The organism is Tropicimonas sp. S265A (assembly GCF_049800835.1).
In the GTDB taxonomy this organism is placed as follows: domain Bacteria; phylum Pseudomonadota; class Alphaproteobacteria; order Rhodobacterales; family Rhodobacteraceae; genus Dinoroseobacter.
The window spans coordinates 207,716-234,112 of the sequence record NZ_JBNAFU010000006.1; the positions used below are offsets into that span (position 1 = coordinate 207,716).

21 protein-coding genes are annotated in these 26,397 nt (G+C 60.4%); 20 read left to right on the forward strand and 1 reads right to left on the reverse strand.

Annotated features, from left to right (window positions below; translation table 11 throughout):
- Positions 1-4 precede the first annotated feature (4 nt).
- The 6 genes from lspA to ACP15N_RS15315 all read left to right on the forward strand — a co-directional run bounded on the left by lspA (position 5) and on the right by ACP15N_RS15315 (position 6,933).
- Positions 5-478: a signal peptidase II gene (gene lspA / locus ACP15N_RS15290; protein ID WP_425093189.1), complete on the forward strand. Its 474-nt coding sequence runs from the start codon at positions 5-7 to the stop codon at positions 476-478.
- A 50-nt stretch (positions 479-528) separates the two neighbouring features.
- Positions 529-1,074, forward strand: coding sequence for a DUF3035 domain-containing protein (locus ACP15N_RS15295; RefSeq protein ID WP_425093190.1), 546 nt, complete (start codon positions 529-531; stop codon positions 1,072-1,074).
- A gap of 77 nt (positions 1,075-1,151) precedes the next feature.
- Positions 1,152-2,501: a M16 family metallopeptidase gene (locus ACP15N_RS15300; RefSeq protein ID WP_425093191.1), complete on the forward strand. Its 1,350-nt coding sequence runs from the start codon at positions 1,152-1,154 to the stop codon at positions 2,499-2,501.
- Positions 2,498-3,811 carry a M16 family metallopeptidase gene (locus ACP15N_RS15305; protein ID WP_425093192.1) on the forward strand — a complete coding sequence of 438 codons (1,314 nt, stop codon included), beginning with the start codon at positions 2,498-2,500 and terminating at the stop codon, positions 3,809-3,811. The genes ACP15N_RS15300 and ACP15N_RS15305 overlap by 4 nt, the downstream gene beginning before the upstream one ends.
- A 39-nt stretch (positions 3,812-3,850) precedes the next feature.
- Entirely contained in the window at positions 3,851-5,698 is a 1,848-nt protein-coding gene (gene mutL / locus ACP15N_RS15310) for a DNA mismatch repair endonuclease MutL (RefSeq protein WP_425093193.1), read from the forward strand.
- Positions 5,695-6,933, forward strand: a complete 1,239-nt coding sequence (locus tag ACP15N_RS15315; protein ID WP_425093194.1) for a DNA recombination protein RmuC — start codon at positions 5,695-5,697, stop codon at positions 6,931-6,933. The genes mutL and ACP15N_RS15315 overlap by 4 nt, the downstream gene beginning before the upstream one ends.
- Here the strand turns inward: ACP15N_RS15315 and ACP15N_RS15320 are convergent.
- Positions 6,917-7,564 carry a ribonuclease T2 family protein gene (locus tag ACP15N_RS15320; protein WP_425093195.1) on the reverse strand — a complete coding sequence of 216 codons (648 nt, stop codon included), beginning with the start codon at positions 7,562-7,564 and terminating at the stop codon, positions 6,917-6,919. The genes ACP15N_RS15315 and ACP15N_RS15320 overlap by 17 nt on opposite strands.
- A 159-nt stretch (positions 7,565-7,723) precedes the next feature.
- On the opposite strand from ACP15N_RS15320, the gene ACP15N_RS15325 reads away from it, so the two are divergent.
- The 14 genes from ACP15N_RS15325 to tuf form a co-directional block, all read left to right on the forward strand.
- Positions 7,724-8,476, forward strand: a complete 753-nt coding sequence (locus ACP15N_RS15325; RefSeq protein ID WP_425093196.1) for a DUF1013 domain-containing protein — start codon at positions 7,724-7,726, stop codon at positions 8,474-8,476.
- Positions 8,477-8,549: 73 nt separating this feature from the next.
- Positions 8,550-8,750 carry a preprotein translocase subunit SecE gene (gene secE / locus ACP15N_RS15330; RefSeq protein ID WP_425093197.1) on the forward strand — a complete coding sequence of 67 codons (201 nt, stop codon included), beginning with the start codon at positions 8,550-8,552 and terminating at the stop codon, positions 8,748-8,750.
- A 226-nt stretch (positions 8,751-8,976) separates the two neighbouring features.
- The gene (nusG, locus tag ACP15N_RS15335) at positions 8,977-9,510 is read left to right on the forward strand and encodes a transcription termination/antitermination protein NusG (RefSeq protein WP_425093198.1); all 534 of its coding nucleotides are present in this window, start codon (positions 8,977-8,979) and stop codon (positions 9,508-9,510) included.
- Positions 9,511-9,615: 105 nt separating this feature from the next.
- Entirely contained in the window at positions 9,616-10,068 is a 453-nt protein-coding gene (gene rplK / locus ACP15N_RS15340; RefSeq protein WP_425093199.1) for a 50S ribosomal protein L11, read from the forward strand.
- Positions 10,069-10,071: 3 nt separating this feature from the next.
- Positions 10,072-10,770 carry a 50S ribosomal protein L1 gene (gene rplA / locus ACP15N_RS15345; protein WP_425093200.1) on the forward strand — a complete coding sequence of 233 codons (699 nt, stop codon included), beginning with the start codon at positions 10,072-10,074 and terminating at the stop codon, positions 10,768-10,770.
- Positions 10,771-11,231: 461 nt separating this feature from the next.
- Positions 11,232-11,750, forward strand: a complete 519-nt coding sequence (gene rplJ, locus ACP15N_RS15350; RefSeq protein WP_425093201.1) for a 50S ribosomal protein L10 — start codon at positions 11,232-11,234, stop codon at positions 11,748-11,750.
- Between the two features lie 72 nt (positions 11,751-11,822).
- Positions 11,823-12,206 carry a 50S ribosomal protein L7/L12 gene (gene rplL, locus ACP15N_RS15355; RefSeq protein ID WP_425093202.1) on the forward strand — a complete coding sequence of 128 codons (384 nt, stop codon included), beginning with the start codon at positions 11,823-11,825 and terminating at the stop codon, positions 12,204-12,206.
- A gap of 427 nt (positions 12,207-12,633) precedes the next feature.
- The gene (gene rpoB / locus ACP15N_RS15360; RefSeq protein WP_425093203.1) at positions 12,634-16,770 is read left to right on the forward strand and encodes a DNA-directed RNA polymerase subunit beta; all 4,137 of its coding nucleotides are present in this window, start codon (positions 12,634-12,636) and stop codon (positions 16,768-16,770) included.
- Positions 16,771-16,844: 74 nt separating this feature from the next.
- Positions 16,845-21,089 (forward strand): DNA-directed RNA polymerase subunit beta', encoded by a 4,245-nt coding sequence (gene rpoC, locus ACP15N_RS15365; protein WP_425093204.1) that lies wholly within the window; start codon positions 16,845-16,847, stop codon positions 21,087-21,089.
- A gap of 117 nt (positions 21,090-21,206) precedes the next feature.
- A complete protein-coding gene (locus ACP15N_RS15370) occupies positions 21,207-22,091 on the forward strand; it encodes a DMT family transporter (protein ID WP_425093214.1) in 885 nt (294 codons plus the stop codon).
- Between the two features lie 257 nt (positions 22,092-22,348).
- Positions 22,349-22,720: a 30S ribosomal protein S12 gene (rpsL, locus tag ACP15N_RS15375; RefSeq protein ID WP_076980154.1), complete on the forward strand. Its 372-nt coding sequence runs from the start codon at positions 22,349-22,351 to the stop codon at positions 22,718-22,720.
- 13 nt (positions 22,721-22,733) lie between these two features.
- Positions 22,734-23,204 carry a 30S ribosomal protein S7 gene (gene rpsG, locus ACP15N_RS15380; RefSeq protein ID WP_425093205.1) on the forward strand — a complete coding sequence of 157 codons (471 nt, stop codon included), beginning with the start codon at positions 22,734-22,736 and terminating at the stop codon, positions 23,202-23,204.
- A 26-nt stretch (positions 23,205-23,230) separates the two neighbouring features.
- Positions 23,231-25,348, forward strand: coding sequence for an elongation factor G (gene fusA / locus ACP15N_RS15385; protein ID WP_425093206.1), 2,118 nt, complete (start codon positions 23,231-23,233; stop codon positions 25,346-25,348).
- An 84-nt stretch (positions 25,349-25,432) separates the two neighbouring features.
- Positions 25,433-26,397: elongation factor Tu (gene tuf, locus ACP15N_RS15390; protein WP_425092737.1), on the forward strand; the 965-nt coding region annotated here is incomplete at its 3' end.

Genomic DNA, 26,397 nt, shown 5'->3' on the forward strand with positions numbered 1-26,397 from the left:
CCTGATGCGGGTGCTTTGGATCACTGCGGCGATTGCGTTCGTAATCGACCAGATATCGAAATGGCTGGTGGTCCATGTGTTGGAGCTCTCCCGCATCGGCTTTATCGAAGTGTTCCCGCCCTTCCTGACATTTCGGATGGGTTGGAATCGCGGGATCAACTTCGGACTGTTTGGCGATGGTGGCGATGCCTCGCGCTGGGTTCTTGTCGGGCTTGCGGTTCTGATTTCGATTGCAGTGGTGGTCTGGGTGCGCCGCGAACGCAGTGACCTGAAGGTAATGATCTGTACCGGATTGCTGGTCGGTGGCGCCATGGGCAACGTTCTGGATCGGCTGATTTACGGCGCTGTGGCGGATTTCTTGAACATGAGCTGTTGCGGGATTCGCAATCCGTATACGTTCAATGTGGCCGATATATCGATTTTCGCCGGGGCAATCGGCCTCGCGATCTGGTCCGGTGGCAAGAAGGAATCCACGTGACGCCGCCCCCCGGATCAGCTAGTCAAAGCCAAAAGCGTACGGAGGCGCGCATGCAGTGCAGGTTTGCTCGGATCGCCGTGGCGGTTGCCGCCCTGACGGGTATGGCAGCCTGTGGCGGGGGCGGGAATGAAGCACCCAATCTGATGAATATCCGCTCGTCCACCAATACACCGGACGAGTTTGGCATCATGCCCACCAAACCCATCGAAATGCCGGCTGACATGTCACAGTTGCCGCCGCCAACCCCCGGCGCCAGCAATCGCACGGATATCGACCCGCGCGCGGATGCAATCGTTGCGTTGGGCGGACGCCCGGAACGAGCAACACCGCAGGGGCAGATACCGGGGTCGGATGCAGGACTGGTCAATTACAGTTCGCGCTTTGGACGTGAAGCCGGGGTTCGCGAACAACTGGCCTCCGAAGACCTGGAGTTCCGGCAGAACAATCGTGGCAAGCCGCTGGAACGATGGGCCGGGTTGAATGTCTACTTCGATGCCTACGAAGATCAGTCTCTCGATCAGCATCAGGAATTACAACGAGTGCGCGGTGGTGGCGCCCGCAACGTATCGGCCCCGCCGGACTTCTCGGACAACTGATCGACCTCACATGCGCGTTGGCCGGACTTGAACCGGCGCACGAAGGCCGTACGTTCTGAGCAACAGTACGCCGGAGGATGACTATGCGGAAATGGATTGGTGCGGCTCTGATCACGTCTGTAGTGGCGAGCCCGCTCAAGGCGGATGAGGACGTGACGACCTACACGCTCGACAACGGGATGGACATCGTCGTGATCGAGGATCATCGCGCTGCGGCCGTGACCAACATGGTATGGTACCGCACCGGCGCTGCAGATGAGCCCCCAGGAAAATCCGGTATCGCGCATTTCCTGGAGCATCTTCTTTTCAAGGGCACCGACGAGTTGGGCCCGGGCGAATTCTCTGCCATCGTCGAGGCAAACGGTGGGTCTGACAATGCCTTCACCTCTTGGGATTATACCGGGTACTTCCAGCGGGTCGCAGCGGACCGACTTGAGTTGATGATCAAGATGGAAGCCGACCGGATGACCGATCTGGTCCTGACGGATGACGTTGTCCTGCCCGAGCGTGACGTGATCCTCGAAGAACGCAGCCAGCGTATCGACAGTTCGGCCGGGGGAATCCTTGGCGAACAAAGGCGCGCGGCGCAGTACCTGAACCATCCCTACGCGATCCCGATCATCGGCTGGCGGCATGAGATGGAACAACTGACCCGGCAGGATGCGCTTGATTTCTACGAGACATTCTACGCGCCCAACAACGCGATCCTGATTGTAGCGGGAGACGTGAAACCCGAAGAGGTTCTTCGACTTGCGCAGACCCATTTCGGCCCGATCCCGGCAAACCCCGACCTGCCGGAACGCGTCCGCCCGCAGGAACCGCCGCAAGTGGCCGAACGCCGGATTGCCTATGCCGACCCGCGTGTGGCGCAGCCTTACGTGTTGCAGACCTTTCTTGCGCCTGAGCGCGACCCGGGCGCCCAGGAAACCGCAGCAGCTCTGACCTTGCTGGCCGAGTTGCTGGGCGGGTCCAGCGCCACCTCTGTACTGGGTGGCAAGCTGGAATTTGAAGAACGCCGCTCGGTTTATACGTCTGCGTTCTATTCGGGCATGTCGCTTGATGATACGACCTTCGGATTCATCAACGTGCCTGCCGAAGGCATCTCGCTGGCCGAGGCGGAGGCTGATATCGACCGTGTGGTTGCCGAGTTCATGGAAGAGGGCGTTGACGAGGCCGCACTTGAGCGCATCAAGATGCAGATCCGCGCCTCGGAAATCTATGGCCGTGACAGCGTCGGCAGCCGCGCACGCCTGTATGGTACGGCCCTGACATCCGGGTTGACTGTCGAGGATGTTCAGGCGTGGCCCGACATTCTTCAAGCGACAACAGCGGATGACATAATGGCAACCGCCGCAACCTTGTTTGACAAAGGCAAGGCCGTGACCGGCTGGCTCATGCGCGAAGGCGCCGAGGAGGTGATGCAATGACCAGGTTTTTAGGAGCGCTTTCAGCTTTGATCCTTTCGGCGATGCCCGTCTGGGCCATCGTCGATATCCAGGAGGTGAAATCCCCTGGCGGAATTACCGCGTGGCTTGTGCAGGACGACTCGATCCCATTTGTCGCGCTGGAGATCCGTTTTCGGGGGGGGGCAGCGCTCGACCCCGAAGGAAAGCGGGGCGCCGGATACTACATGACCGGTCTGCTGGCCGAAGGGGCGGGGGAGTTCGACGCCCGTGCCTATGCGACGCGCAGCGAAGAGTTGGCCGCCAGTTTCGAGTTCGAGATTTTTGACGACGCGCTGTCCGTTTCAGCACGTTTTCTGACGGAAAATAGGGATGACGCGGTGGAGCATCTGCGCATTGCCCTGCAAGAGCCCCGGTTCGAAGAGGATGCGATCGAACGCCTGCGCGGCCAAATCCTGTCCGTGGTTGCTTCGGACGCCAAGGACCCCGAGGCCATCGCAGCAACCGCTTTTGATGCGCTGGCCTTTCCGGGGCACCCCTATGCGACGGCGCGTGAGGGCACAGCTGAGACGGTCGCGGTCATGACGCGTGAAGATATCGTCGAGGCGCACCGGAACACGCTCGCGCGGGACCGCATTTACGTTGGGGCTGCCGGAGATATTTCACCCGAAGAACTCGGTGCGCTTCTTGACACCTTGCTCGGTGATTTGCCGCAAAGCGGCGCGCCGCTGCCAGAGGATGCGACCTATGCGATGGAGGGCGGCGTTACCGTGCTGCCGTTCGAGACCCCGCAATCGGTCGCGCGCTTCGGGCATGAAGGCCTGAGCCGCGATGACCCGGATTTCTTTGCGGCATTCGTTTTGAACCAGATCGTCGGGGGAGGAGGGTTCAATAACCGTCTCATGGAAGAGGTGCGTGTCAAAAGGGGCCTTACCTATGGGATTGGCAGTTTCCTGATGCCGATGGACAACGCCGCCCTGTATCTCGGTCAGTTCAGTTCCGACAATTCCCGGATTGCCGAGGCCATCGACGTTATCAAGACGCAATGGGCGGATGTGGCCGAGAACGGGGTGACGCAGGAGGAGCTGGATGCCGCCAAGGTCTACCTGACCGGTGCCTATCCTTTGCGGTTCGATGGCAATGGCCGCATTGCCAGCATCATGGTCGGCATGCAGATGGATGATCTGGGGCTCGACTACATCCCGACCCGGAACGACAAGGTCCGCGCTGTCACGCTTGAGGATCTCAAACGTGTGGCGGGTCGCCTGCTGCGGCCCGACGACCTGCATTTCGTTGTGGTTGGGCAGCCCGTGGGGTTGGACGCCTCGAACTAACGCTATGCGACTCGCGGCTGGCCTGCTAGATAATGGGTTATGCCAGCAGCGACCCCCAAGATAGAGAGTTATCCACAGGATGTGGTGATCCGTCAGCTTGATGAGGCAGCGATCAACCGGATCGCGGCCGGGGAGGTGGTCGAGCGTCCAGCCTCTGCTGTCAAAGAGTTGGTCGAAAACGCACTTGATGCCGGGGCGCGTCGCATCGAAGTGGCTTATGCCGACGGCGGTAAAACCCTGTTGCGGGTCACAGATGACGGGATCGGCATTCCGGCTGGACAGCTTCCGCTCGCGTTGTCGCGGCACGCGACTTCCAAGATCGACGGCTCCGATCTTCTGAACATCCAATCCTTCGGCTTCCGCGGGGAGGCGTTGCCATCGCTCGGAGCGGTCGGGCGCTTGACGATTTCATCGCGTGCAAGAGGCGCGAACGAGGCGGCAGAGATTACCGTGCGTGGCGGTCAAACCGGGCCCGTTGTCCCGGCGGCACTGCCGGTCGGCACAGTCGTAACGCTGCGCGACTTGTTCTTCGCCACGCCCGCACGCCTGAAATTTCTGCGTTCGGACCGGGCAGAGGTTCAGGCGATCACCGAAACGGTCAAACGCCTTGCGATGGCGGAACCGTTTGTGGGCTTTGTCCTGCGCGATGTCTCCGGTGGCGGAGCAGGGCGCGAGACGTTCCGGGTAGAGCCGGAGAATGGTGATCTGTTTGACGCCCTGCACAGACGCCTTGCGCGGATTCTAGGGTCCGAGTTTGCCGAGAACGCGCTCAAGATCGACGCGGAACGCGAAGGTCTACGACTGACCGGGTACGCCGCCTTGCCGACCTATTCGCGGGGCGCTGCGGTGGCGCAATTTCTGTTCGTCAACGGACGGCCGGTGCGGGACAAGCTGTTGGTCGGTGCGCTGCGCGGGGCTTACGCGGATTTTCTGAGCCGGGAACGACATCCGGCTGCCGTGCTGTTCCTCGATTGTCCGCCAGACCGGGTAGATGTGAATGTCCATCCTGCGAAGTCCGAGGTGCGGTTTCGCGAACCCGGGGTGGCGCGTGGGCTGATCGTGACCGCTCTGCGCCATGCCCTCGCGAACGCCGGGCATCGCGCGTCCACGACTGTGGCTAAGGCCACACTCGGGGCGTTCACTCCGGAACCAACGGGTGCTGCGCGGGTGTACCAGATGGACCGGTCGTCCCAACCCAGCCTGACGCGCGCAACCGTCTGGCAGGCACCCGGCCTCGCGGAAGGCTTCGCTGAAGCCCCCGCCGCGCGGGTTGAGCCCGATGAGCAAACCGCGCCTGACCCGATCTCACGCCCGCTTGGGGCCGCTCGGGCGCAGGTGCACGAGAATTACATCGTGGCCCAAACCGAAACCGGGATGGTTCTGGTTGATCAGCACGCCGCACATGAGCGGTTGGTTTACGAACGGCTCAAGCGATTAATGGCCGACAACGGCGTCCCTTCCCAAGCTTTGCTAATCCCAGAGATCGTATCGCTTTCAGAAGGCGACTGTGCCCGGCTTCTGGCGCTCAGCGACGATCTTGCGCGTTTCGGGCTGGGGATTGAGGGATTCGGGCCCGGTGCGATTGCGGTGCGCGAGACGCCCGCAATCCTTGGAACTGTGAACGCGGAGTTGATTCTGCGGGATATTCTGGATGAGTTGGACGACACGGGCGGGTCCGATGCGCTGCAATCGAGGATCGAGGCGATCCTGTCGCGTATGGCGTGCCACGGGTCGGTCCGGTCCGGACGCCGGATGACAGCGGAAGAAATGAACGCCCTTTTGCGCGAAATGGAGGCGACCCCACATTCCGGCCAGTGCAACCACGGGCGTCCGACTTATGTGGAACTGCAACTCGCAGACATCGAAAAGCTGTTCGGGCGCACATGATTGAGGTTGCGGGATACGTTCTGGATCTGAGCGATCCGGTGACGCTGATTGCCCTGATTGCAGCGGGGTTTGCGGCGGTCATTCTCATCCTGATCATTGTGGCGTGGCGCGCAGCGGCCCGGTCTGCACGCGCCACGGAACCCCTCGTCGCACAACTTGGCGCGCTGGGGTCGGCTGTGCAGTCGCTCAACGAAGGTCAGCACGCGCTTGGTGGCGGCCTGAAATCGGTGTCCGAGGCGCAGGCCAATGCGCAACTGCAGATGGTCCAGACGATGGAGGCACGTCTGGCGCAGGTGCAGCAACAGATGTCTGATACGCTGCATGCCAACGCACTGAAATCTGCAAACTCGCTCTCGGATATGCAGACCCGGCTGAATGAAGTGCTGTCCGGCAATTCCGAGAAAACCGCAAAGTCTCTGACCCAGTTGCAGGAGCGTCTGGCGACCATCGACAAGGCGCAGACAAATATCGAGAAACTGTCAGGCGACGTGTTGAGCCTTCAGGATATCCTGTCAAACAAGCAGACGCGCGGGGCCTTCGGGGAAATTCAGCTGGCCGATATCGTGTCCAAAGCGCTGCCCGCCGGGTCCTATGCCATGCAGGCAACGCTCGGGAACGGCAAGCGTGCGGATTGCCTGATCCAGCTGCCAAACCCGCCTGGCCCCATTGTGATCGACAGCAAATTTCCGCTCGAAGCCTACGAGAAACTGCGCGCTGCGGAGGCGCAGGCGGACCTGACCCTTGCCGCGCGCGAGATGCGGACGGCGGTGCGCGCGCATATTAAGGCGATCTCGGAAAAATACATCATCGACGGGGAAACTGCCGATGGTGCGCTGATGTTCCTGCCGTCGGAGGCCGTCTATGCAGAGTTGCACGCGAACTTTCCCGAGGTTGTCCGCGAGGGGTTCGCAGCGCGGGTCTGGATCGTGTCACCCACCACATGCATGGCCACGCTCAACACCATGCGCGCGGTTCTCAAAGATGCGCGCATGCGCGAACAGACTGGCGCAATTCGCAAGACGCTCGGCCTCTTGCACCGGGATGTGGAGCTTGTGCTCACCCGCGTTGGCAAGCTCGAGACGCATTTCAATCAGGCCCGGCAGGATATCGACGATATCACTGTGGCGGCAGAGCGTGCGGGCAAGCGCGCCGTGAAGCTCGACAATTTTGATTTCGAAGAGTTGGAACGCGAACCCGCGCCAACGCTGACGGGGCCTGCTACCGCAGCGGAGTGAAAAGTGCGCGGTCTGCGGTGCAGTCCCGGATCACATCTGTACCGCAACGCCGAGGTATCAGGTCCTTGGTCAGGCAAATACGAACTTCCTGTATCTGGTTCGCTTTGCAAGTCACCGTGATCATGTCGGGGTCCAGGTCCGGGTTGGACTTCAGAAATGCCTCCTCCACCACGCCGGCGGGCAGCCGGATATCCTGATCCAAGGCGCGAAACACCACTGGTCGGGTCACAGCGGAATACGCTTCGCGTGCAAGATCGTAGTAGGCGGCTGATGACAGGCCGGAGCATGTCCCATGCTTCTTCCACTGATGCCAGGCGAGACCGGAGGACCCGTAGATGTCCGTCTCAGCGGCTGTATCCGAGCGCGAGGGACTGCGTGCGTTCGTGCGACAAAAGCTCGGCCAGCCACGTTCGTTTTGAGGCCACAGGCCATGCAGTCCCCATCCCCGCGCGGCCCCTTCGGCACATTCCGGCGCGCCGCGTGCATCCCCCTCGCGCAGGCACCAATTCGGGGACCAGCTGAGTGCGAGCACGTAATAATCAAATGCGCCGGCCTTCTCGCCCTCGGCCGTGGCGGGCGTGCCGAAGGTGGCAAGGGTCAGCAGGGCAATGACGGTGCGGCGGAACTGCATTTCGGGCTTCCCATAGTCAGGTTTGGCTTCTATATACCTCGCAAGTTCCCCAACAGCGAGAACCTGCATCGCCCGCGATGCCGCCGGTTTCCGGCGCTGGGAAAGGTATGGCTGGGGACAGCGTGGCATCTGGCCCGCGAGACATCAGGAGTGAAGAGAATGGCGAAACCTCTTATGACCAAAGCCACCGCCGTCTGGCTGGTGGACAACACGACGCTCAGCTTCAAACAGATCGCGGATTTCTGCGAACTGCACGAGTTGGAAGTGCAGGGGATTGCTGACGGGGATGTGGCCGCCGGGGTCAAAGGTTTCGATCCGATTGCAAACAATCAGCTTGATCAGTCCGAGATCGACAAGGCGGAAGCCGACCCGACCTATGCGCTGAAGCTTAAGCACAACCCGGCTGCTGCGGGCGAGGAAAAGCGCCGTGGGCCGCGTTACACGCCGCTGTCCAAGCGCCAGGACCGTCCGGCGTCGATCCTGTGGCTGGTGAAGTTCCACCCGGAACTGACCGATGGCCAGATTTCCAAGCTGGTCGGCACCACCAAGCCGACCATTCAGGCGATCCGGGAGCGCACGCACTGGAACATCCAGAACATCCAGCCGATTGATCCAGTTGCGCTGGGGCTGTGCAAGCAGACCGAACTTGATGCCGCTGTTCAGAAGGCCGCCGCCAAGAAAGCTCGCGATGGAGAGCTGATGAGCGATGACGAGCGCCGCAAGCTCGTGTCGACGGAGCAGAGCCTCGGCATGGAACCCGAGCCGAAAATCCCGACGGCCATTTCTGGCCTCGAAAGCTTCACATTGTTGGGTGATGAAGACGAGGAAGAAGACAAGAGTGATCTGGTGGATGCGGACAGCCTGTTCAATCTTCCGGGTGACGTGGAAAAAGACGAAGACGAGCAGCCCTGAGCCGCAAACCCTTGAACCGAGGGGCGGAACCACGTATCTGCCCCTCAGTCGGATGACGACAGGATAAAGAACCATGGCAACGACGAACCCCCTACAGTTCCTTCAGCAGGTACGTGCCGAAGTCTCCAAGGTGACTTGGCCGACCCGTCGGGAGGTCGCGCTGACATCGGTCATGGTGTTCATCATGGCGCTGCTGACGGCGATCTTCTTCTTTTTCGTGGATTGGATGATCCGCACCGGTCTGAACATGGTGCTCAGCTTTTTCGGAAGCTGATCGGCCAGATGTGCGCGGGCGGTAGTCTTGTCGGATATCGCTGTTGAAATCAGCCTGATCACGGTCTAAACGCCTCGGGCAACTGAAACAGCAGCGTGCTCCGATTCGGGCGGCACGCTGATTTTTGTTTAAGATACGCGTATTCTGACTGGTGATACGCACACATGACCCGGGGACTTTGGTCTCTGCAAGAAACACCCGTAACGGGCAGTGAGGAACGAGCGATATGGCGAAACGGTGGTATTCGGTGAGTGTTCTCTCGAATTTCGAGAAGAAGATTGCCGAGCAAATCCGTCATGCTGTCGAGGAAGCGCATCTCCAGGAGGAGATCGAAGAAGTGCTCGTGCCGACGGAAGAAGTGATCGAAGTGCGCCGGGGCAAGAAAGTGACCGCCGAACGCCGCTTCATGCCGGGCTACGTCCTGGTCCGCATGGAAATGACCGATCAAGGGTATCACCTGATCAACTCGATCAACCGCGTCACCGGCTTTCTGGGCCCGCAAGGGCGCCCAATGCCGATGCGTGACGAGGAAGTGAACCAGATCCTCAACCGGGTCGAAGAAGGGGCCGAAGCGCCGCGCTCGCTCATCACCTTCGACATCGGCGAAGAAGTGAACGTCACCGATGGTCCCTTTGAAGGGTTCTCTGGATCGGTGGAAGAGGTGGATGACGAGAACAGCCGTCTGAAGGTGACGGTATCTATCTTTGGCCGGGCGACCCCGGTCGAGCTGGAATTCACGCAGGTCTCCAAGCAGAGCTGACGTGATCGGACGTGGGAGGTGCGGCGCGCGCGCGTGACTGGCCGGACCACGACAACGCAGCCCCTCTGACGCGTCAGGGCGGGTGTTGGAAAAAGGAGAGGCCAGATGGCCAAGAAACTCGTTGGCAGCATGAAGCTGCAAATCCCCGCCGGTCAGGCCAACCCGTCGCCCCCGGTGGGCCCGGCGCTTGGTCAGCGTGGGATCAACATCATGGAATTCTGCAAGGCGTTTAACGCCAAGACGCAGGAGATGGAGCAGGGTGCACCTTGCCCGACGGTGATCCAGTATTACCAGGACAAGTCCTTCACCATGGACATCAAGACGCCGCCCGCGTCTTACTACCTCAAGAAAGCGGCTGGCCTTAAGCCGGTCGGCAAGCGGAACCGCCCGCGCGGGGCTGAGAACCCGGGTCGTGAGACCGTCGCTTCGGTCACTGTCGCGCAGGTGCGCGAGATCGCCGAAGCCAAGATGCGTGACCTGAACGCGAACGACGTCGAGGCCGCAATGCAGATCATCGTCGGCTCCGCGAAGTCGATGGGTATCGAGGTGAAAGGGTAGGTCATGGCAAAGCTCGGAAAACGTACCCGCGCCGCACGCGAAGCGTTCGCAGGCAAGCAGAATGTCACTGTCGAGGAAGCGGTCGACCTGATCAAAGCCGCCGCCAACGCGAAGTTCGATGAAACAGTCGAGATTGCGCTGAACCTTGGCGTCGATCCGCGCCACGCGGACCAGATGGTGCGCGGCGTGGTCAGCCTTCCCAACGGCACTGGCAAATCGGTGCGCGTTGCAGTGTTCGCGCGTGGCCCGAAGGCCGATGAGGCCAAAGAGGCCGGCGCCGATATCGTCGGTGCTGAAGACCTCATGGAAACGGTTCAGGGTGGCACGATCGAGTTTGATCGCTGCATTGCGACCCCGGACATGATGCCGATCGTCGGCCGTCTTGGTAAGGTGCTTGGCCCGCGGAACCTGATGCCGAACCCCAAGGTCGGCACGGTGACGATGGACGTCAAGCAGGCTGTCCAGGATGCCAAGGGCGGTCAGGTTCAGTTCAAGGCCGAGAAAGCTGGCGTGGTTCATGCCGGTGTTGGCAAAGCCTCGTTTGAGCCGGCCAAACTGGCAGAGAACGTGCGCGCCTTTGTGCAGGCGGTTCAGAAAGCCAAGCCGACCGGGGCAAAGGGTTCTTACATGCAGAAGATCGCACTCAGCTCCACAATGGGCCCGGGCGTAACGGTTGCCATCGACGACGCGACAGGCAACTAAGTCTGAACGAGATTGATTGCGATGGGGCGGCCCTTGGGGTCGCCCCGTCTGCGTTTTGGGCCACTGTCTATTGACGGAGACATCCGGAAAAGGACCGGCAGGGATCGGCAAAGCAATCTTTCCCTGGCGACGGATCAGAGGGTGTGCTGTCCCGTGCATCCTGCGGTTTTTCAAAACAGGCCTTGCTGTAGTCTCGGTTTCGGTCTAACCCGCCCTCGCTAGGCTTTGCGTGGATTCGCGAGGCAGAGCAGTCGTCCAAGACGGCGGGTTGGGTGCCGATTTAGTTGCCGCTCGATAATTCCTGCCTGAGACGGGAACAGTTATACTTCCCAGAGCTCATACATCGTTGAGCGCCTGGTGGTATTGGTGCCCGTAATCAAGGACCAAAACCGCCGGAGCGATCCGGTTGACTAGAGCCGGGGTCACCCAGAAATCCGGGGGCCCCAAATTGGAGTGAAACTGTGGATAGAGCCCAGAAAGAGAAAGTGGTCGAGGAACTCGGCCAGATCTTCGAAAGCTCTGGCGTTGTCGTAGTTGCACACTACGCAGGTCTCACGGTTGCCGAGATGCAGGACTTCCGCGCGCGCATGCGTGAGGCGGGAGCATCCGTACGCGTTGCCAAGAACAAGCTCGCCAAGATCGCCCTCGAAGGGAAACCGAACGCAAAGATCGGTGAACTGCTTGAGGGCATGACAGTGCTCGCCTTTTCCGAAGACCCTGTGGCAGCTGCCAAGGTCGCGGATGCCTATGCCAAGGACAACGAAAAGTATGTCGTCCTCGGCGGGGCCATGGGTGAGGACTATCTGGACCCAGCCGGTGTGAAAGCCGTCGCCTCCATGCCGTCGCGCGAAGAGCTTATCGCTCAGGTCGTGTCGTGCCTCGGGGCGCCTGCATCGAACATCGCCGGGGCGATTGGCGCGCCTGCTTCGAACATCGCAAGCATCCTGTCAACGATCGAGGAGAAGGCCGAAGCGGCCTGATCCTGGACATGAGATCTGCGCAGGTATGACTGCCTCGCGTTGGAACACACTTATACAGACGGAAACAGTAAAATGGCTGATCTGAAGAAACTCGCAGAAGAGATCGTCGGTCTGACGCTTCTCGAAGCACAAGAACTGAAAACCATCCTGAAGGACGAGTACGGCATTGAGCCCGCAGCAGGCGGCGCCGTTATGGTCGCAGGCGGTGCTGGCGGCGACGCCGGCGGCGCAGCAGCCGAAGAAAAGTCCGAATTTGACGTGATCCTGAAAGCCGCTGGCGACAAGAAGATCAACGTCATCAAGGAAGTCCGCGCCATCACTGGCCTGGGCCTGAAAGAAGCCAAGGAACTCGTCGAAGCTGGCGGCAAAGCTGTCAAAGAAGGCGTCGACAAGGCCGAAGCAGAAGAGATCAAGGGCAAGCTCGAAGCGGCTGGCGCCGAGGTCGAACTCAAGTGATCCCTCCCTTGTGGCCGTCCCGTCCCGGGGCGGCCACAAGGTGTTCGCACACGGATTTCGGCGAGAGACCGTGTCGCATACCCACTCTTTCAAATATCCGCTAGACATAAGTTAGGCTGACTTGATCGGCTGCCGCACGCCCTTTTAGCAGAAAGTCAAGGTTTTCTTGCTTGGGGCGGTTGAACGTGTGTGCAAGCATTGTTACTTAGCGGCGTTGTGAGTCGAACCACAGGCGCTACATAGCGATCATTATCTTTTGACTACCCTCTCAAAGCAGGACGCGTCCTGCTTCGACAGGGCTGTCTTCGTTTCGGGCGAGGCGTTTTTGGGAAGACGCTTCAGGTATAGAGACGACGCAATCCAAATCTGGCTCCGGACCGGCCCCCCATCCGGCACGAGCCCTGATTAAAACGGAGATCCGTACCACATGGCGACGTCTTTTATCGGGCAGAAACGTTTCCGCAGATATTTCGGCAAAATTCGCGAAGTTCTGGACATGCCGAACCTCATCGAGGTCCAGAAAAGTTCGTATGATCTATTTTTGAAATCGGGTGACCAGCTTGAGCCGATGGACGGCGAAGGCATCATGGGCGTTTTCCAGTCCGTGTTTCCGATCAAGGACTTCAACGAGACGGCGGTTCTGGAGTTCGTCAAGTACGAGCTGGAGAAGCCGAAATACGATGTTGAGGAATGTCAGCAGCGCGACATGACCTACAGCGCCCCGCTGAAGGTGACATTGCGCCTGATCGTGTTCGATGTGGATGAGGACACCGGCGCCAAGTCTGTCAAAGACATCAAGGAACAGGACGTCTTCATGGGCGACATGCCCCTGATGACCCCGAACGGCACGTTCATCGTGAATGGCACCGAGCGTGTGATCGTGTCCCAGATGCACCGCTCCCCCGGCGTGTTCTTTGATCACGACAAGGGCAAGACCCACTCCTCGGGCAAGCTTCTGTTCGCCTGCCGCATCATTCCCTACCGCGGCTCGTGGCTGGATTTCGAGTTCGATGCCAAGGATATCGTGTTTGCCCGCATCGATCGTCGACGCAAACTGCCTGTGACAACCCTGCTCTATGCGCTGGGGCTCGATCAGGAAGACATCATGGACGCGTATTACGATACCGTCTCCTACACCTACCAAAAGGGTCAGGGCTGGATCACCAAGTTCTTCCCCGAACGCGTGCGCGGCACGCGTCCGGCCTTTGATCTTGTGGATGCGGACACCGGCGAAGTTATCGCAAAAGCGGGTGAGAAGGTCACACCGCGCGCCGTTAAAAAGCTGATCGACGAGGGCAAAGTTCAGAACCTGCTCGTCCCGTTTGAGCAGATCGTCGGCAAGTTCGTTTCCAAGGACATCATCAACGAAGAAAACGGCGCGATTTACGTCGAAGCCGGGGATGAACTGACCTGGGAAGTGGACAAGGATGGCGCTGTCACGGGCGGATCCCTGCATGACCTGATCGAAGCGGGCATCACCGAAATCCCGGTGCTCGATATCGATAACGTCAATGTCGGCGCGTATATGCGCAACACGATGGCGGCTGACAAGAACATGAACCGCGACACCGCGCTCATGGACATTTACCGGGTTATGCGCCCGGGCGAGCCGCCCACCGTGGAGGCGGCTTCCGCGCTGTTCGACACGCTGTTCTTTGACAGCGAGCGCTATGACCTGTCCGCCGTGGGCCGGGTGAAGATGAACATGCGTCTGGCCCTCGATGCGCCGGACACCATGCGTACCCTTCGCAAGGAAGACATCGTGGCCTGCGTGAAGGCGCTGGTCGACCTGCGCGATGGCAAGGGCGACATCGACGACATCGACCACCTCGGCAACCGCCGCGTGCGGTCGGTTGGTGAGTTGATGGAGAACCAGTATCGCGTTGGCTTGCTGCGTATGGAGCGTGCAATCAAGGAGCGGATGTCGTCGGTCGAGATTGACACGGTGATGCCGCAGGACCTGATCAACGCGAAACCCGCAGCCGCAGCTGTGCGTGAGTTCTTTGGTTCCAGCCAGCTGTCGCAGTTCATGGACCAGACCAACCCGCTGTCTGAGGTGACGCACAAGCGGCGTCTGTCCGCGCTTGGGCCGGGTGGCCTGACCCGCGAGCGCGCGGGTTTCGAGGTGCGCGACGTGCACCCGACCCACTATGGCCGCATGTGCCCGATCGAAACGCCAGAAGGCCCGAACATCGGTCTGATCAACTCGCTCGCCACGTTCGCCCGCGTCAACAAGTACGGGTTTATCGAGACCCCATACCGTACCGTGAATGACGGGCAGGTGACAGACGAAGTCCGGTACATGTCCGCGACCGAGGAAATGCGCCATACCGTGGCACAGGCGAATGCCAACCTCGACGAGGCGGGCAAGTTCGTGAACGAGATGGTGAACACCCGGCAGTCTGGCGAATACACCCTTGCTCCGCGGGAGAATGTCGACCTGATCGACGTCTCGCCCAAGCAGTTGGTGTCGGTTGCGGCCTCGCTTATCCCCTTCCTTGAGAATGACGATGCGAACCGGGCGCTGATGGGGTCCAACATGCAGCGCCAGGCTGTGCCTTTGTTGCAGGCGGACGCGCCGTTCGTCGGCACGGGGATCGAAGGCGTCGTTGCCCGGGACTCCGGTGCGTCGATCATGGCCAAGCGTGGCGGGATCATCGATCAGGTCGATGCGACACGTATCGTGGTCCGCGCGACCGAAGATCTGGAACCCGGCGATCCGGGTGTCGACATCTACCGCCTGCGCAAGTTTCAGCGGTCCAACCAGAACACCTGCATCAACCAGCGACCGCTGGTGAAAGTGGGTGACAAGGTCGGCAAGAACGAAGTGATCGCAGACGGTCCGTCGACCGATCTGGGGGAACTGGCGCTCGGCAAAAACGTCGTCGTCGCGTTCATGCCGTGGAATGGCTACAACTACGAGGACTCGATCCTGATCTCGGAGCGTGTGGCGCGGGATGACGTCTTCACCTCGATCCATATCGAGGAGTTCGAAGTCGCCGCCCGTGATACGAAGCTTGGGCCGGAAGAGATTACCCGCGATATCCCGAACGTCGGTGAGGAGGCTCTGCGCAACCTCGACGAGGCGGGCATTGTCTACATCGGTGCCGATGTCGGCCCGGGTGACATCCTTGTGGGCAAGATCACACCGAAGGGCGAGAGCCCGATGACGCCGGAAGAGAAGCTTCTGCGCGCCATCTTCGGTGAGAAAGCGTCCGATGTGCGCGATACCTCGCTGCGCCTGCCGCCGGGTGATTTCGGCACAGTCGTGGAAGTGCGCGTCTTCAACCGCCACGGTGTCGAAAAAGACGAGCGTGCGCTGCAGATCGAGCGGGAAGAGGTCGAAAGCCTTGCCCGTGACCGCGATGACGAGATGGCAATCCTTGAGCGCAACATCTACGCGCGCCTGCAGGGCATGCTGCTTGGCAAAACCGCGGTGAAAGGCCCGAAAGGCGTCAAGTCCGGCTCGACCATCACCGAGGACCTTCTGGAAATGCTGAGCCGCGGCCAGTGGTGGCAGCTTGCCCTTGAGGACGAAGCCGAAGCACAGGACGTCGAAGCCCTGAACGCGCAGTACGAGGCGCAAAAGCGTGCTCTGACGGCGCGGTTCGAGGACAAGGTCGAGAAGGTCCGCCGCGGCGATGATCTGCCGCCGGGTGTCATGAAGATGGTCAAGGTGTTCATCGCGGTGAAGCGCAAGCTGCAGCCGGGCGACAAGATGGCCGGACGTCACGGCAACAAGGGTGTGATCTCGAAGGTGGTCCCGATGGAGGACATGCCGTTCCTCGCGGACGGAACGCCCGTTGATTTCGTGCTGAACCCGCTGGGTGTGCCGTCGCGGATGAACGTCGGACAGATCCTTGAAACCCACATGGGCTGGGCCGCGCGTGGTCTGGGTCTGAAGATCGACGACGCGTTGGGTGAATACCGCCGTTCCGGCGATCTGACCCCGGTGCGCGAAGCGATGCGGATCGCATACGGCGAAGAGGCCTATGAGGAAGCCATTGCCGACATGAGTGAAGAGGACCTGCTTGAAAGCGCGGGCACCGTCACCCGTGGTGTCCCGATCGCAACGCCGGTCTTTGACGGCGCCAAGGAAGCGGACGTGAACGATGCGCTGAAGCGCGCAGGGTTCGACACGTCTGGTCAGTCCGTGCTGTTTGACGGTCGGACAGGCGAACAGTTTGCACGCAACGTCACCGTCGGTGTCAAATACCTGCTCAAGCTGCACCACCTTGTCGACGACAAGATCCACGCACGCTCGACCGGGCCGTACTCGCTCGTCACGCAGCAGCCGCTGGGTGGTAAGGCTCAGTTCGGTGGTCAGCGCTTTGGGGAGATGGAGGTCTGGGCGCTCGAAGCGTACGGCGCCGCCTATACCCTGCAGGAAATGCTTACGGTCAAGTCGGATGACGTGGCAGGCCGGACCAAGGTCTACGAGAGCATCGTCAAGGGCGAGGACAACTTCGAGGCCGGTGTGCCGGAGAGCTTCAACGTTCTCGTGAAAGAAGTCCGCGGCCTCGGCCTCAACATGGAACTCCTGGACGCGGAGGGAGAGGACTAAGCGACCGCGCTTCGGAAGGCGCCATCCGGCGCCTTCTGCCTCCACCCGAAACGCCCTCATTTCAAGGTAATCGCATGAACCAGGAACTCACAACCAACCCGTTCAACCCGGTCGCTCCGGTCAAGACCTTTGATGAAATCAAAGTCTCGCTGGCCAGCCCGGAACGGATCCTCTCGTGGTCCTACGGTGAGATCAAGAAGCCGGAAACCATCAACTACCGCACGTTCAAGCCTGAGCGCGACGGTCTCTTCTGCGCGCGTATTTTCGGTCCAATCAAGGATTACGAATGCCTGTGCGGCAAGTACAAGCGGATGAAGTATCGCGGCGTTGTCTGCGAAAAATGCGGTGTGGAAGTCACCCTGCAAAAGGTCCGCCGCGAGCGGATGGGCCACATTGAGCTGGCCGCCCCTGTTGCACACATCTGGTTCCTGAAATCGCTGCCGTCCCGTATCGGCACGATGCTGGACATGACGCTGCGCGATCTGGAGCGGATTCTTTACTTCGAGAACTACGTGGTGATCGAGCCGGGTCTGACCGACCTGACCTATGGCCAGTTGATGTCCGAAGAGGAATACATGGACGCGCAGGATGCGTTCGGCGCGGACGCGTTTCAGGCCAACATCGGTGCGGAAGCCATCCGCGAAATGCTGTCGCAGATCGATCTGGAAACCGAAGCCGAGCAGCTGCGTGCTGATCTGGCCGAGGCAACAGGCGAACTGAAGCCGAAGAAGATCATCAAGCGACTGAAGCTGGTCGAGAATTTCCTCGAGTCCGGCAACCGTCCGGAGTGGATGGTCTTGACCGTTGTGCCCGTGATCCCGCCAGAACTGCGCCCGCTGGTTCCGCTGGATGGCGGTCGTTTCGCGACGTCTGACCTGAACGATCTGTACCGCCGGGTCATCAACCGGAACAACCGCCTCAAGCGCCTGATCGAGCTTCGCGCGCCGGACATCATCATCCGGAACGAAAAGCGGATGTTGCAGGAATCCGTCGATGCCCTGTTCGACAATGGCCGTCGGGGCCGCGTTATCACTGGGGCCAACAAGCGCCCGCTGAAGTCGCTGTCCGACATGCTGAAGGGCAAGCAGGGCCGCTTCCGCCAGAACCTTTTGGGGAAACGCGTCGACTTCTCGGGCCGTTCGGTCATTGTGACTGGCCCGGAACTGAAGTTGCATCAATGCGGCTTGCCCAAAAAGATGGCGTTGGAGCTGTTCAAGCCGTTCATCTATTCGCGGCTTGAGGCGAAGGGCCTGTCCTCCACGGTCAAGCAAGCCAAGAAGCTGGTCGAGAAAGAGCGCCCCGAAGTATGGGACATCCTTGACGAGGTGATCCGCGAGCATCCCGTGATGCTGAACCGCGCCCCGACTCTGCACCGCCTTGGTATTCAGGCGTTCGAGCCGGTTCTGATCGAAGGCAAGGCGATCCAGTTGCACCCGCTGGTCTGTTCAGCGTTCAACGCGGACTTTGACGGTGACCAGATGGCCGTGCACGTGCCGCTGAGCCTTGAGGCCCAGTTGGAAGCGCGCGTCCTGATGATGTCGACGAACAACGTTCTGTCGCCCGCCAACGGCGCGCCGATCATCGTGCCGTCGCAGGATATGATCCTCGGCCTCTATTACATCACGCTCGCGCGTGAAGGGCTGCCGGGTGAGGGCATGGTGTTCGGCTCCGTTGAGGAGGTTGAGCACGCGCTGAACGCGGGCACTGTCCACCTGCATTCCAAGATCCAGTGCCGCATCAAGCAGATCGATGACGAGGGTGCCGAAGTCTACCAGCGGTTTGAAACAACGCCGGGCCGCGTGCGGCTGGGTGCCCTGTTGCCGTTGAATGCCAAAGCGCCGTTCGATTTGGTCAACCGTCTGCTCCGCAAGAAAGAGGTGCAACAGGTTATCGACACCGTCTACCGGTATTGCGGTCAGAAGGAGTCGGTCATCTTCTGCGACCAGATCATGACCCTCGGGTTCCGCGAGGCCTTCAAAGCCGGAATCTCGTTCGGCAAGGACGACATGCTGATCCCTGACACCAAGTGGTCGATCGTGGACGATGTCCGCAGCCAGGTGAAGGAGTTCGAACAGCAGTATATGGACGGTCTGATCACCCAGGGTGAGAAGTACAACAAGGTCGTAGATGCGTGGTCGAAGTGTTCCGATGCCGTTGCGGGCGAGATGATGACAGAAATCTCCAAGGATCGCTTTGATCCCGAGACAAAGGAACAGCTCGAACCGAACTCGGTTTACATGATGGCACATTCCGGTGCGCGGGGCTCGCCCGCGCAGATGAAGCAGCTTGGCGGGATGCGCGGCCTTATGGCCAAGCCTTCCGGGGAGATCATCGAAACGCCCATCATCTCGAACTTCAAGGAAGGTCTGACCGTTCTGGAGTACTTCAACTCCACGCACGGGGCCCGCAAGGGTCTGGCGGACACCGCGCTGAAGACCGCGAACTCAGGCTACCTCACCCGTCGTCTCGTTGACGTGGCGCAGGACTGCATCGTGCGTATGAACGATTGCGGGACAGAGAACGCGATCACGGCATCCGCTGCGGTCAACGATGGGGAAGTCGTGGCGTCGCTCGGTGAACGCGTCCTGGGTCGTGTCGCGGCCGAGGATGTGGCGAACCCTGCGACGGGCGATGTAATCGTGTCCAAGAACGAGCTGATCGACGAGCGCAAGGCCGACATGATTGAGCAGGCGAAAGTTCAGTCATTCCGCATTCGTTCGCCGCTGACCTGCGAAGCCGAAGAAGGTGTTTGCGCACAGTGCTATGGTCGCGACCTCGCACGTGGGACCAAGGTGAACACCGGCGAGGCCGTTGGGATCATCGCCGCACAGTCCATCGGCGAACCCGGCACGCAGCTGACGATGCGGACCTTCCACATCGGCGGCATCGCACAAGGTGGCCAGCAGTCGTTCCAGGAGGCCGGGCAGGAGGGCAAGATCGCCTTCACCAACGCCAACTTGCTGGAAAACGCGACGGGCGATCTGATCGTCATGGGACGGAACATGCAAATGGCCATCACCGACGGTGACGGCAAAGAGCTGGCGAGCTTCAAACTGGGCTACGGCACCAAGGTCCACGTGCGTGAAGGCGCATCCGTGGCACGGGGCGACAAGCTGTTTGAATGGGACCCATACACGTTGCCGATCATCGCCGAGAAGGCGGGTATCGTGAAGTTCGTCGATCTCGTCTCGGGCATTGCCGTGCGCGAAGAGACCGACGATGCGACGGGCATGACCCAGAAGATCGTGATCGACTGGCGCGCTGCGCCGAAGGGCAACGACCTCAAGCCCGAGATCCTGATCGCGGATCCGGAAACAGGCGAACCCGTGCGCAATGACGCGGGGAACCCGGTGACCTATCCGATGTCTGTGGACGCCATTCTGTCACTCGAAGACGGTGCGCAGGTGGCCGCAGGGGACGTGGTTGCGCGTATCCCGCGCGAAGGTGCCAAGACCAAGGACATCACCGGTGGTCTGCCACGCGTGGCGGAACTGTTCGAAGCCCGCCGCCCGAAGGACCACGCCATCATCGCCGAGATCGATGGTCACGTTCGCTTTGGCCGGGATTACAAGAACAAGCGTCGCATTTCGATCGAACCTGCAGATGACAGCCTGGAGCCGGTCGAATACATGGTGCCAAAGGGCAAGCACATCCCGGTCGTTGAGGGCGATTTCGTCCAGAAGGGCGATTACATCATGGATGGCAACCCGGCCCCGCATGACATCTTGCGGATCATGGGGATTGAGGCGCTGGCCGAGTACCTGATCGACGAGGTGCAGGACGTGTATCGCTTGCAGGGCGTGAAGATCAACGACAAGCATATCGAAGTGATCGTCCGCCAGATGCTCCAGAAATGGGAGATCCTCGACAGTGGGGAAACCACGCTTCTGAAAGGGGAGCATGTGGACAAGGCCCAGTTCGAGGCGGCCAACGAAAAGGCGATCGCCGAAGGACGCCGCCCGGCACAGGGGGAGCCTATCCTGCTCGGGATCACCAAGGCGTCGCTCCAGACCCGGTCGTTCATCTCTGCCGCGTCTTTCCAGGAAACGACCAAGGTTCTGACCGAGGCCGCGACCCAGGGCAAGCGCGACAAGCTGATCGGTCTGAAGGAAAACGTCATCGTCGGTCGCCTGATCCCTGCGGGTACTGGGGGTGCAACCCAGAAGATGCGACGCATCGCGCAAGACCGCGACACCAAGGTGATCGAGGAGCGTCAGGCCGAAGCCGAAGCGGCGGCCATGCTGACAGCGCCGTCCGAGGACGTGTTCGACGGAGACCTCGACATTTCCATCGGTGAAGTGACCGAGAGCCGCGAGTAACGGTACGGCGACTTGTGAGACTCAAAGCCCCCGGTGCAGCGTGCATCGGGGGTTTTTCGTTGCCGCGTATCGTCTCGGCCGATGCCGAGCCGAGGAAAGGAGGCATGTGTGACGACGATGGACATCTCCGCGGGCACCAACCTGCGTGGGGCTGGGCACATGGTGCTGATGACCTTCAGCTTCACCTGTGGGGATGCTCTGGTCCGGCTTGCGACACAGGACCTTGCGCTTTTTCAAGTTGTCTTTCTGCGCGGATGCCTGTCCTGCCTGTTTCTGGCCATGCTGTTATGGGTCACCGGTCAGTGGCGTGTTCAACTCTCGGGGCGGACAAAGCGGTTGATCACGCTGCGCAGCGGGGCGGAGGTCTGTGCCATGATCCCCTTTTTCATTGCGTTGACACATATGCCCTTTGCCAACATTACGGCGCTTCTTCAGACCCTGCCACTTACGCTGACGCTGGCGGGGGCTTTGTTTCTGGGTGAGCCTGTGGGCTGGCGGCGCCTGGCGGCCATTTTGGTGGGGTTCGTCGGTGTGCTGCTGATCGTTCAGCCGGGCGGTGACGGATTTTCCGGTTACTCGCTGCTCATGCTGCTGGCGGTTGCCTGCCTGACGGTACGGGATCTGACAACACGTCGTATCCCGCAAGAGGTGCCGGTCTTGTTGCTTTCTTTTACCATGGCCGCTTTTGCAACGGCTGCGGCTGGGGTCTTGTCAGTTACCGAGGAGTGGCAACCGGTCGGCACGGCTCAAGGCGGGCTCATTCTGGGCGCGTCTATAATGGTCATGGGCGGGTATACATTCGTTGCGCTTGCAATGCGCAATGGCGAGATCGGCTTCGTGACACCGTTTCGGTATATGGCCCTCGTGTGGGCGGTTTTTCTGGGGTTCATGCTGTTTGGCGAATGGCCTGACACGTTGACGTGGATCGGGTCGTCCATCGTTGTTGCGACGGGGCTATACACCTTGTATCGCGAGCAAATTCGGCGACGTTCCACAGACTGATAGATGCCTCTGTGCGACTGTTGACAAGGACTCCGACTCCCCCTATACCCCGCGCCACTCGGGCCCTTTGTATGCTGGCCCGTCGTATCACAATCGAAGTGGTCACGATCCGGGTTACGGCCCCGATCCTCTGGAATTCCACCGCGTCGGTCCCGCGAAGGGTCCGTCCGCGGTTTTGCGCTTTGCGGACGCGTGAAGTGCGACTTTGTAATCCGCGCGGGCGCCCGCGCATGAAACGAGCTAGACGGGGAACCGGAATGCCAACGATCCAACAGCTGATCCGCAAGCCGCGGCAGCCCAAAGTAAAACGCTCCAAGTCGCTGCACCTGGAGGGCTGCCCGCAGAAGCGCGGGGTCTGTACGCGCGTCTATACCACGACGCCGAAAAAGCCGAACTCGGCCATGCGGAAGGTTGCCAAAGTGCGCCTGACCAACGGGTTTGAGGTTATCAGCTACATCCCCGGCGAAAGCCACAACCTGCAGGAACACTCTGTGGTTCTGATCCGCGGCGGTCGTGTCAAAGACCTTCCTGGTGTGCGTTACCACATCCTGCGTGGTGTTCTGGATACCCAGGGCGTCAAAGACCGTAAGCAACGCCGTTCGAAGTACGGCGCGAAGCGTCCGAAGTAAGAGGATTAGATAGATGTCCCGCCGTCACGCCGCCGAAAAACGCGAAGTTCTGCCCGACGCCAAGTATGGTGACCGGGTTCTGACGAAGTTCATGAACAACCTGATGATCGACGGTAAGAAGTCGGTCGCGGAAAAAATCGTCTACAACGCGCTGGACCGGGTTGAGAGCAAGCTCAAGCGCTCCCCGATCGAAGTGTTCACCGAAGCACTCGACAACGTGAAGCCCTCCGTTGAGGTGCGTTCTCGCCGCGTGGGCGGTGCGACCTACCAGGTTCCTGTCGAAGTGCGCACTGAACGCCGCGAAGCGCTGGCGATCCGCTGGTTGATCAACGCCTCCCGCGCTCGCAACGAGAACACGATGGAAGAGCGCCTTGCAGGCGAACTTCTGGATGCCGTGAACTCCCGCGGGTCCGCTGTGAAAAAGCGCGAAGACACCCACAAGATGGCCGACGCCAACAAAGCGTTCAGCCACTACCGCTGGTAATCTCCCTCAAGCCTAGGACCGAACCAATGGCACGCGAATATCCCCTCGACCGGTATCGTAACTTCGGGATCATGGCGCACATCGATGCAGGTAAGACAACCTGTTCCGAGCGCATCCTGTATTACACTGGCAAATCCCACAACATCGGTGAGGTGCACGATGGCGCCGCAACCATGGACTGGATGGAACAGGAGCAGGAACGGGGGATCACCATCACCTCCGCTGCGACCACGACATTCTGGGAGCGGACCGAGGACGGCCAGACAGCCGATACCGAGAAGCACCGCCTGAACATCATCGATACGCCCGGCCACGTGGACTTCACCATCGAGGTCGAGCGCTCGCTTGCCGTTCTCGACGGCGCTGTGTGCGTTCTCGACGCAAACGCTGGTGTTGAGCCCCAGACAGAGACCGTCTGGCGCCAAGCGGACCGCTACAAGGTGCCGCGCATCGTGTTCGTCAACAAGATGGACAAGATCGGTGCGGACTTCTTCAACTGCGTCGAGATGATCGAAGACCGCACCGGCGCACGCGCTGTGCCTGTCGGTATTCCGATCGGTGCCGAGACCGAGCTGGAAGGCCTGATCGACCTCGTGACCATGCAGGAATGGGTCTATGCGGGCGAGGACCTCGGCGCGACCTGGGAAAAGCGCGATATCCGCGACAGCCTCAAGGACATGGCTGACGAGTGGCGCGGCAAGATGATCGAAGCGGCCGTCGAAATGGACGACGACGCGATGGAAGCATACCTTGAGGGCGAAGAGCCCGACGTTGCGACGCTGCGCAAACTGCTGCGCAAGGGCACGCTGGAGCTGGAATTCGTTCCGGTTCTTGGCGGATCCGCATTCAAGAACAAGGGCGTGCAGCCGCTTCTGAACGCCGTGATCGACTACTTGCCGAGCCCGCTCGATGTCGTTGACTACATGGGCTTCAAGCCCGGCGACGAAAACGAAGAACGGAACATCGCACGTCGTGCCGATGACGACATGGCCTTTGCCGGCCTTGCGTTCAAAATCATGAACGACCCGTTTGTCGGCTCGCTTACCTTCACACGCATCTATTCGGGCACCATGAACAAGGGTGACACGATGCTGAACTCGACCAAGGGCAAAAAAGAGCGCGTTGGTCGGATGATGATGATGCACTCCAACAACCGCGAAGAGATCGAAGAGGCGTTTGCGGGCGACATCATTGCGCTTGCCGGTCTGAAAGACACCACCACGGGTGACACGCTGTGCGCGGTCAACGACCCGGTGGTTCTCGAAACCATGACCTTCCCAGATCCGGTGATCGAGATTGCGGTCGAGCCGAAGACGAAGAACGACCAGGAGAAAATGTCTCAGGGTCTGGCGCGTCTCGCGGCAGAAGATCCATCCTTCCGTGTGGAAACCGACCTCGAGTCCGGTCAGACCATCATGAAAGGCATGGGCGAACTGCACCTCGACATTCTCGTGGATCGTCTGAAGCGCGAGTTCAAGGTCGAGGCGAACATCGGTGCCCCCCAAGTGGCCTACCGCGAGACCATCGGTCACGAGGTTGAGCATACCTACACCCACAAGAAACAGTCGGGTGGTTCGGGACAATTCGCCGAGGTCAAGCTGGTCATCACGCCGACAAAGCCGGGCGAAGGCTACTCGTTCGAGTCCAAGATCGTGGGTGGTGCCGTGCCGAAGGAATACATCCCCGGCGTCGAAAAGGGCATCAAGTCTGTCATGGATTCCGGTCCGCTCGCAGGCTTCCCCGTGATCGACTTCAAGGTCGCGCTGATCGACGGAAAGTTCCACGACGTGGACTCGTCTGTTCTGGCATTCGAGATTGCGGCACGTATGGGTATGCGTGAAGGCATGAAGAAGGCCGGCGCGAAACTGCTTGAGCCGATCATGAAGGTCGAGGTGATCACGCCCGAGGATTACACCGGCGGCATCATTGGCGACCTGACATCGCGTCGGGGTCAGGTGACCGGGCAGGAGCCGCGCGGCAACGCCGTCGCGATCAATGCCTTCGTTCCGCTCGCCAACATGTTCGGCTACATCAACACGCTGCGCTCCATGTCCTCGGGACGTGCGCAGTTCACGATGCAGTTCGACCACTACGATCCGGTTCCGCAGAACATCTCGGACGAGATCCAAGCCAAATACGCATAACCGGGACGGCGGGGAGAACCCCGCCCTACCCATCACCGTAGGGCAGAGACATCTCTGCCGACCCGAAAAAGACAGGAGGCCATCATGGCAAAGGAAAAGTTTGAGCGTACCAAGCCGCACGTTAACATCGGCACGATTGGGCATGTTGACCACGGCAAGACGACGCTTACGGCGGCGATCACGAAGCAGTTTGGCGACTTCAAGGCGTATGACGAGATTGACGGCGCGCCTGAGGAGAAGGCGCGCGGGATCACGATCTCGACGGCGCACGTGGAGTACGAGACGGACGCCCGTCACTACGCGCATGTCGACTGCCCCGGCCACGCCGACTACGTCAAGAACATGATCACCGGTGCGGCGCAGATGGACGGCGCGATCCTCGTGGTGAACGCCGCGGACGGCCCGATGCCGCAAACGCGCGAGCACATCCTGCTGGGCCGCCAGGTTGGCATCCCGAAGATGGTCGTCTTCATGAACAAGGTCGACCAGGTCGACGACGAGGAGCTTCTGGAGCTCGTCGAGATGGAGATCCGCGAGCTTCTGGAAAGCTACGAGTACCCGGGTGACGACATTCCGATCATCGCGGGCTCCGCGCTGGCCGCCCTCGAGGGGCGTGATCCGGAGATCGGCGAGCAGAAGATCGCCGAGCTGATGGCGGCTGTGGACGAGTATATCGACACGCCCGAGCGCGCGGTGGACCAGCCGTTCCTGATGCCGATCGAGGATGTGTTCTCGATCTCGGGCCGCGGCACGGTTGTGACCGGTCGTGTCGAGCGTGGCGTGATCAACGTGGGTGATGAGATCGAGATCGTCGGCATCCGCGACACCACCAAGACGACCTGCACGGGTGTGGAAATGTTCCGCAAGCTGCTGGACCGCGGTGAGGCGGGCGACAACATCGGCGCGCTGCTGCGTGGTGTGGACCGCGAAGGCGTTGAGCGCGGGCAGGTCCTGTGCAAGCCGGGCTCTGTGACCCCGCACACGAAGTTCGAGGCCGAGGCGTACATCCTCACCAAGGAAGAGGGGGGCCGTCACACGCCGTTCTTCGC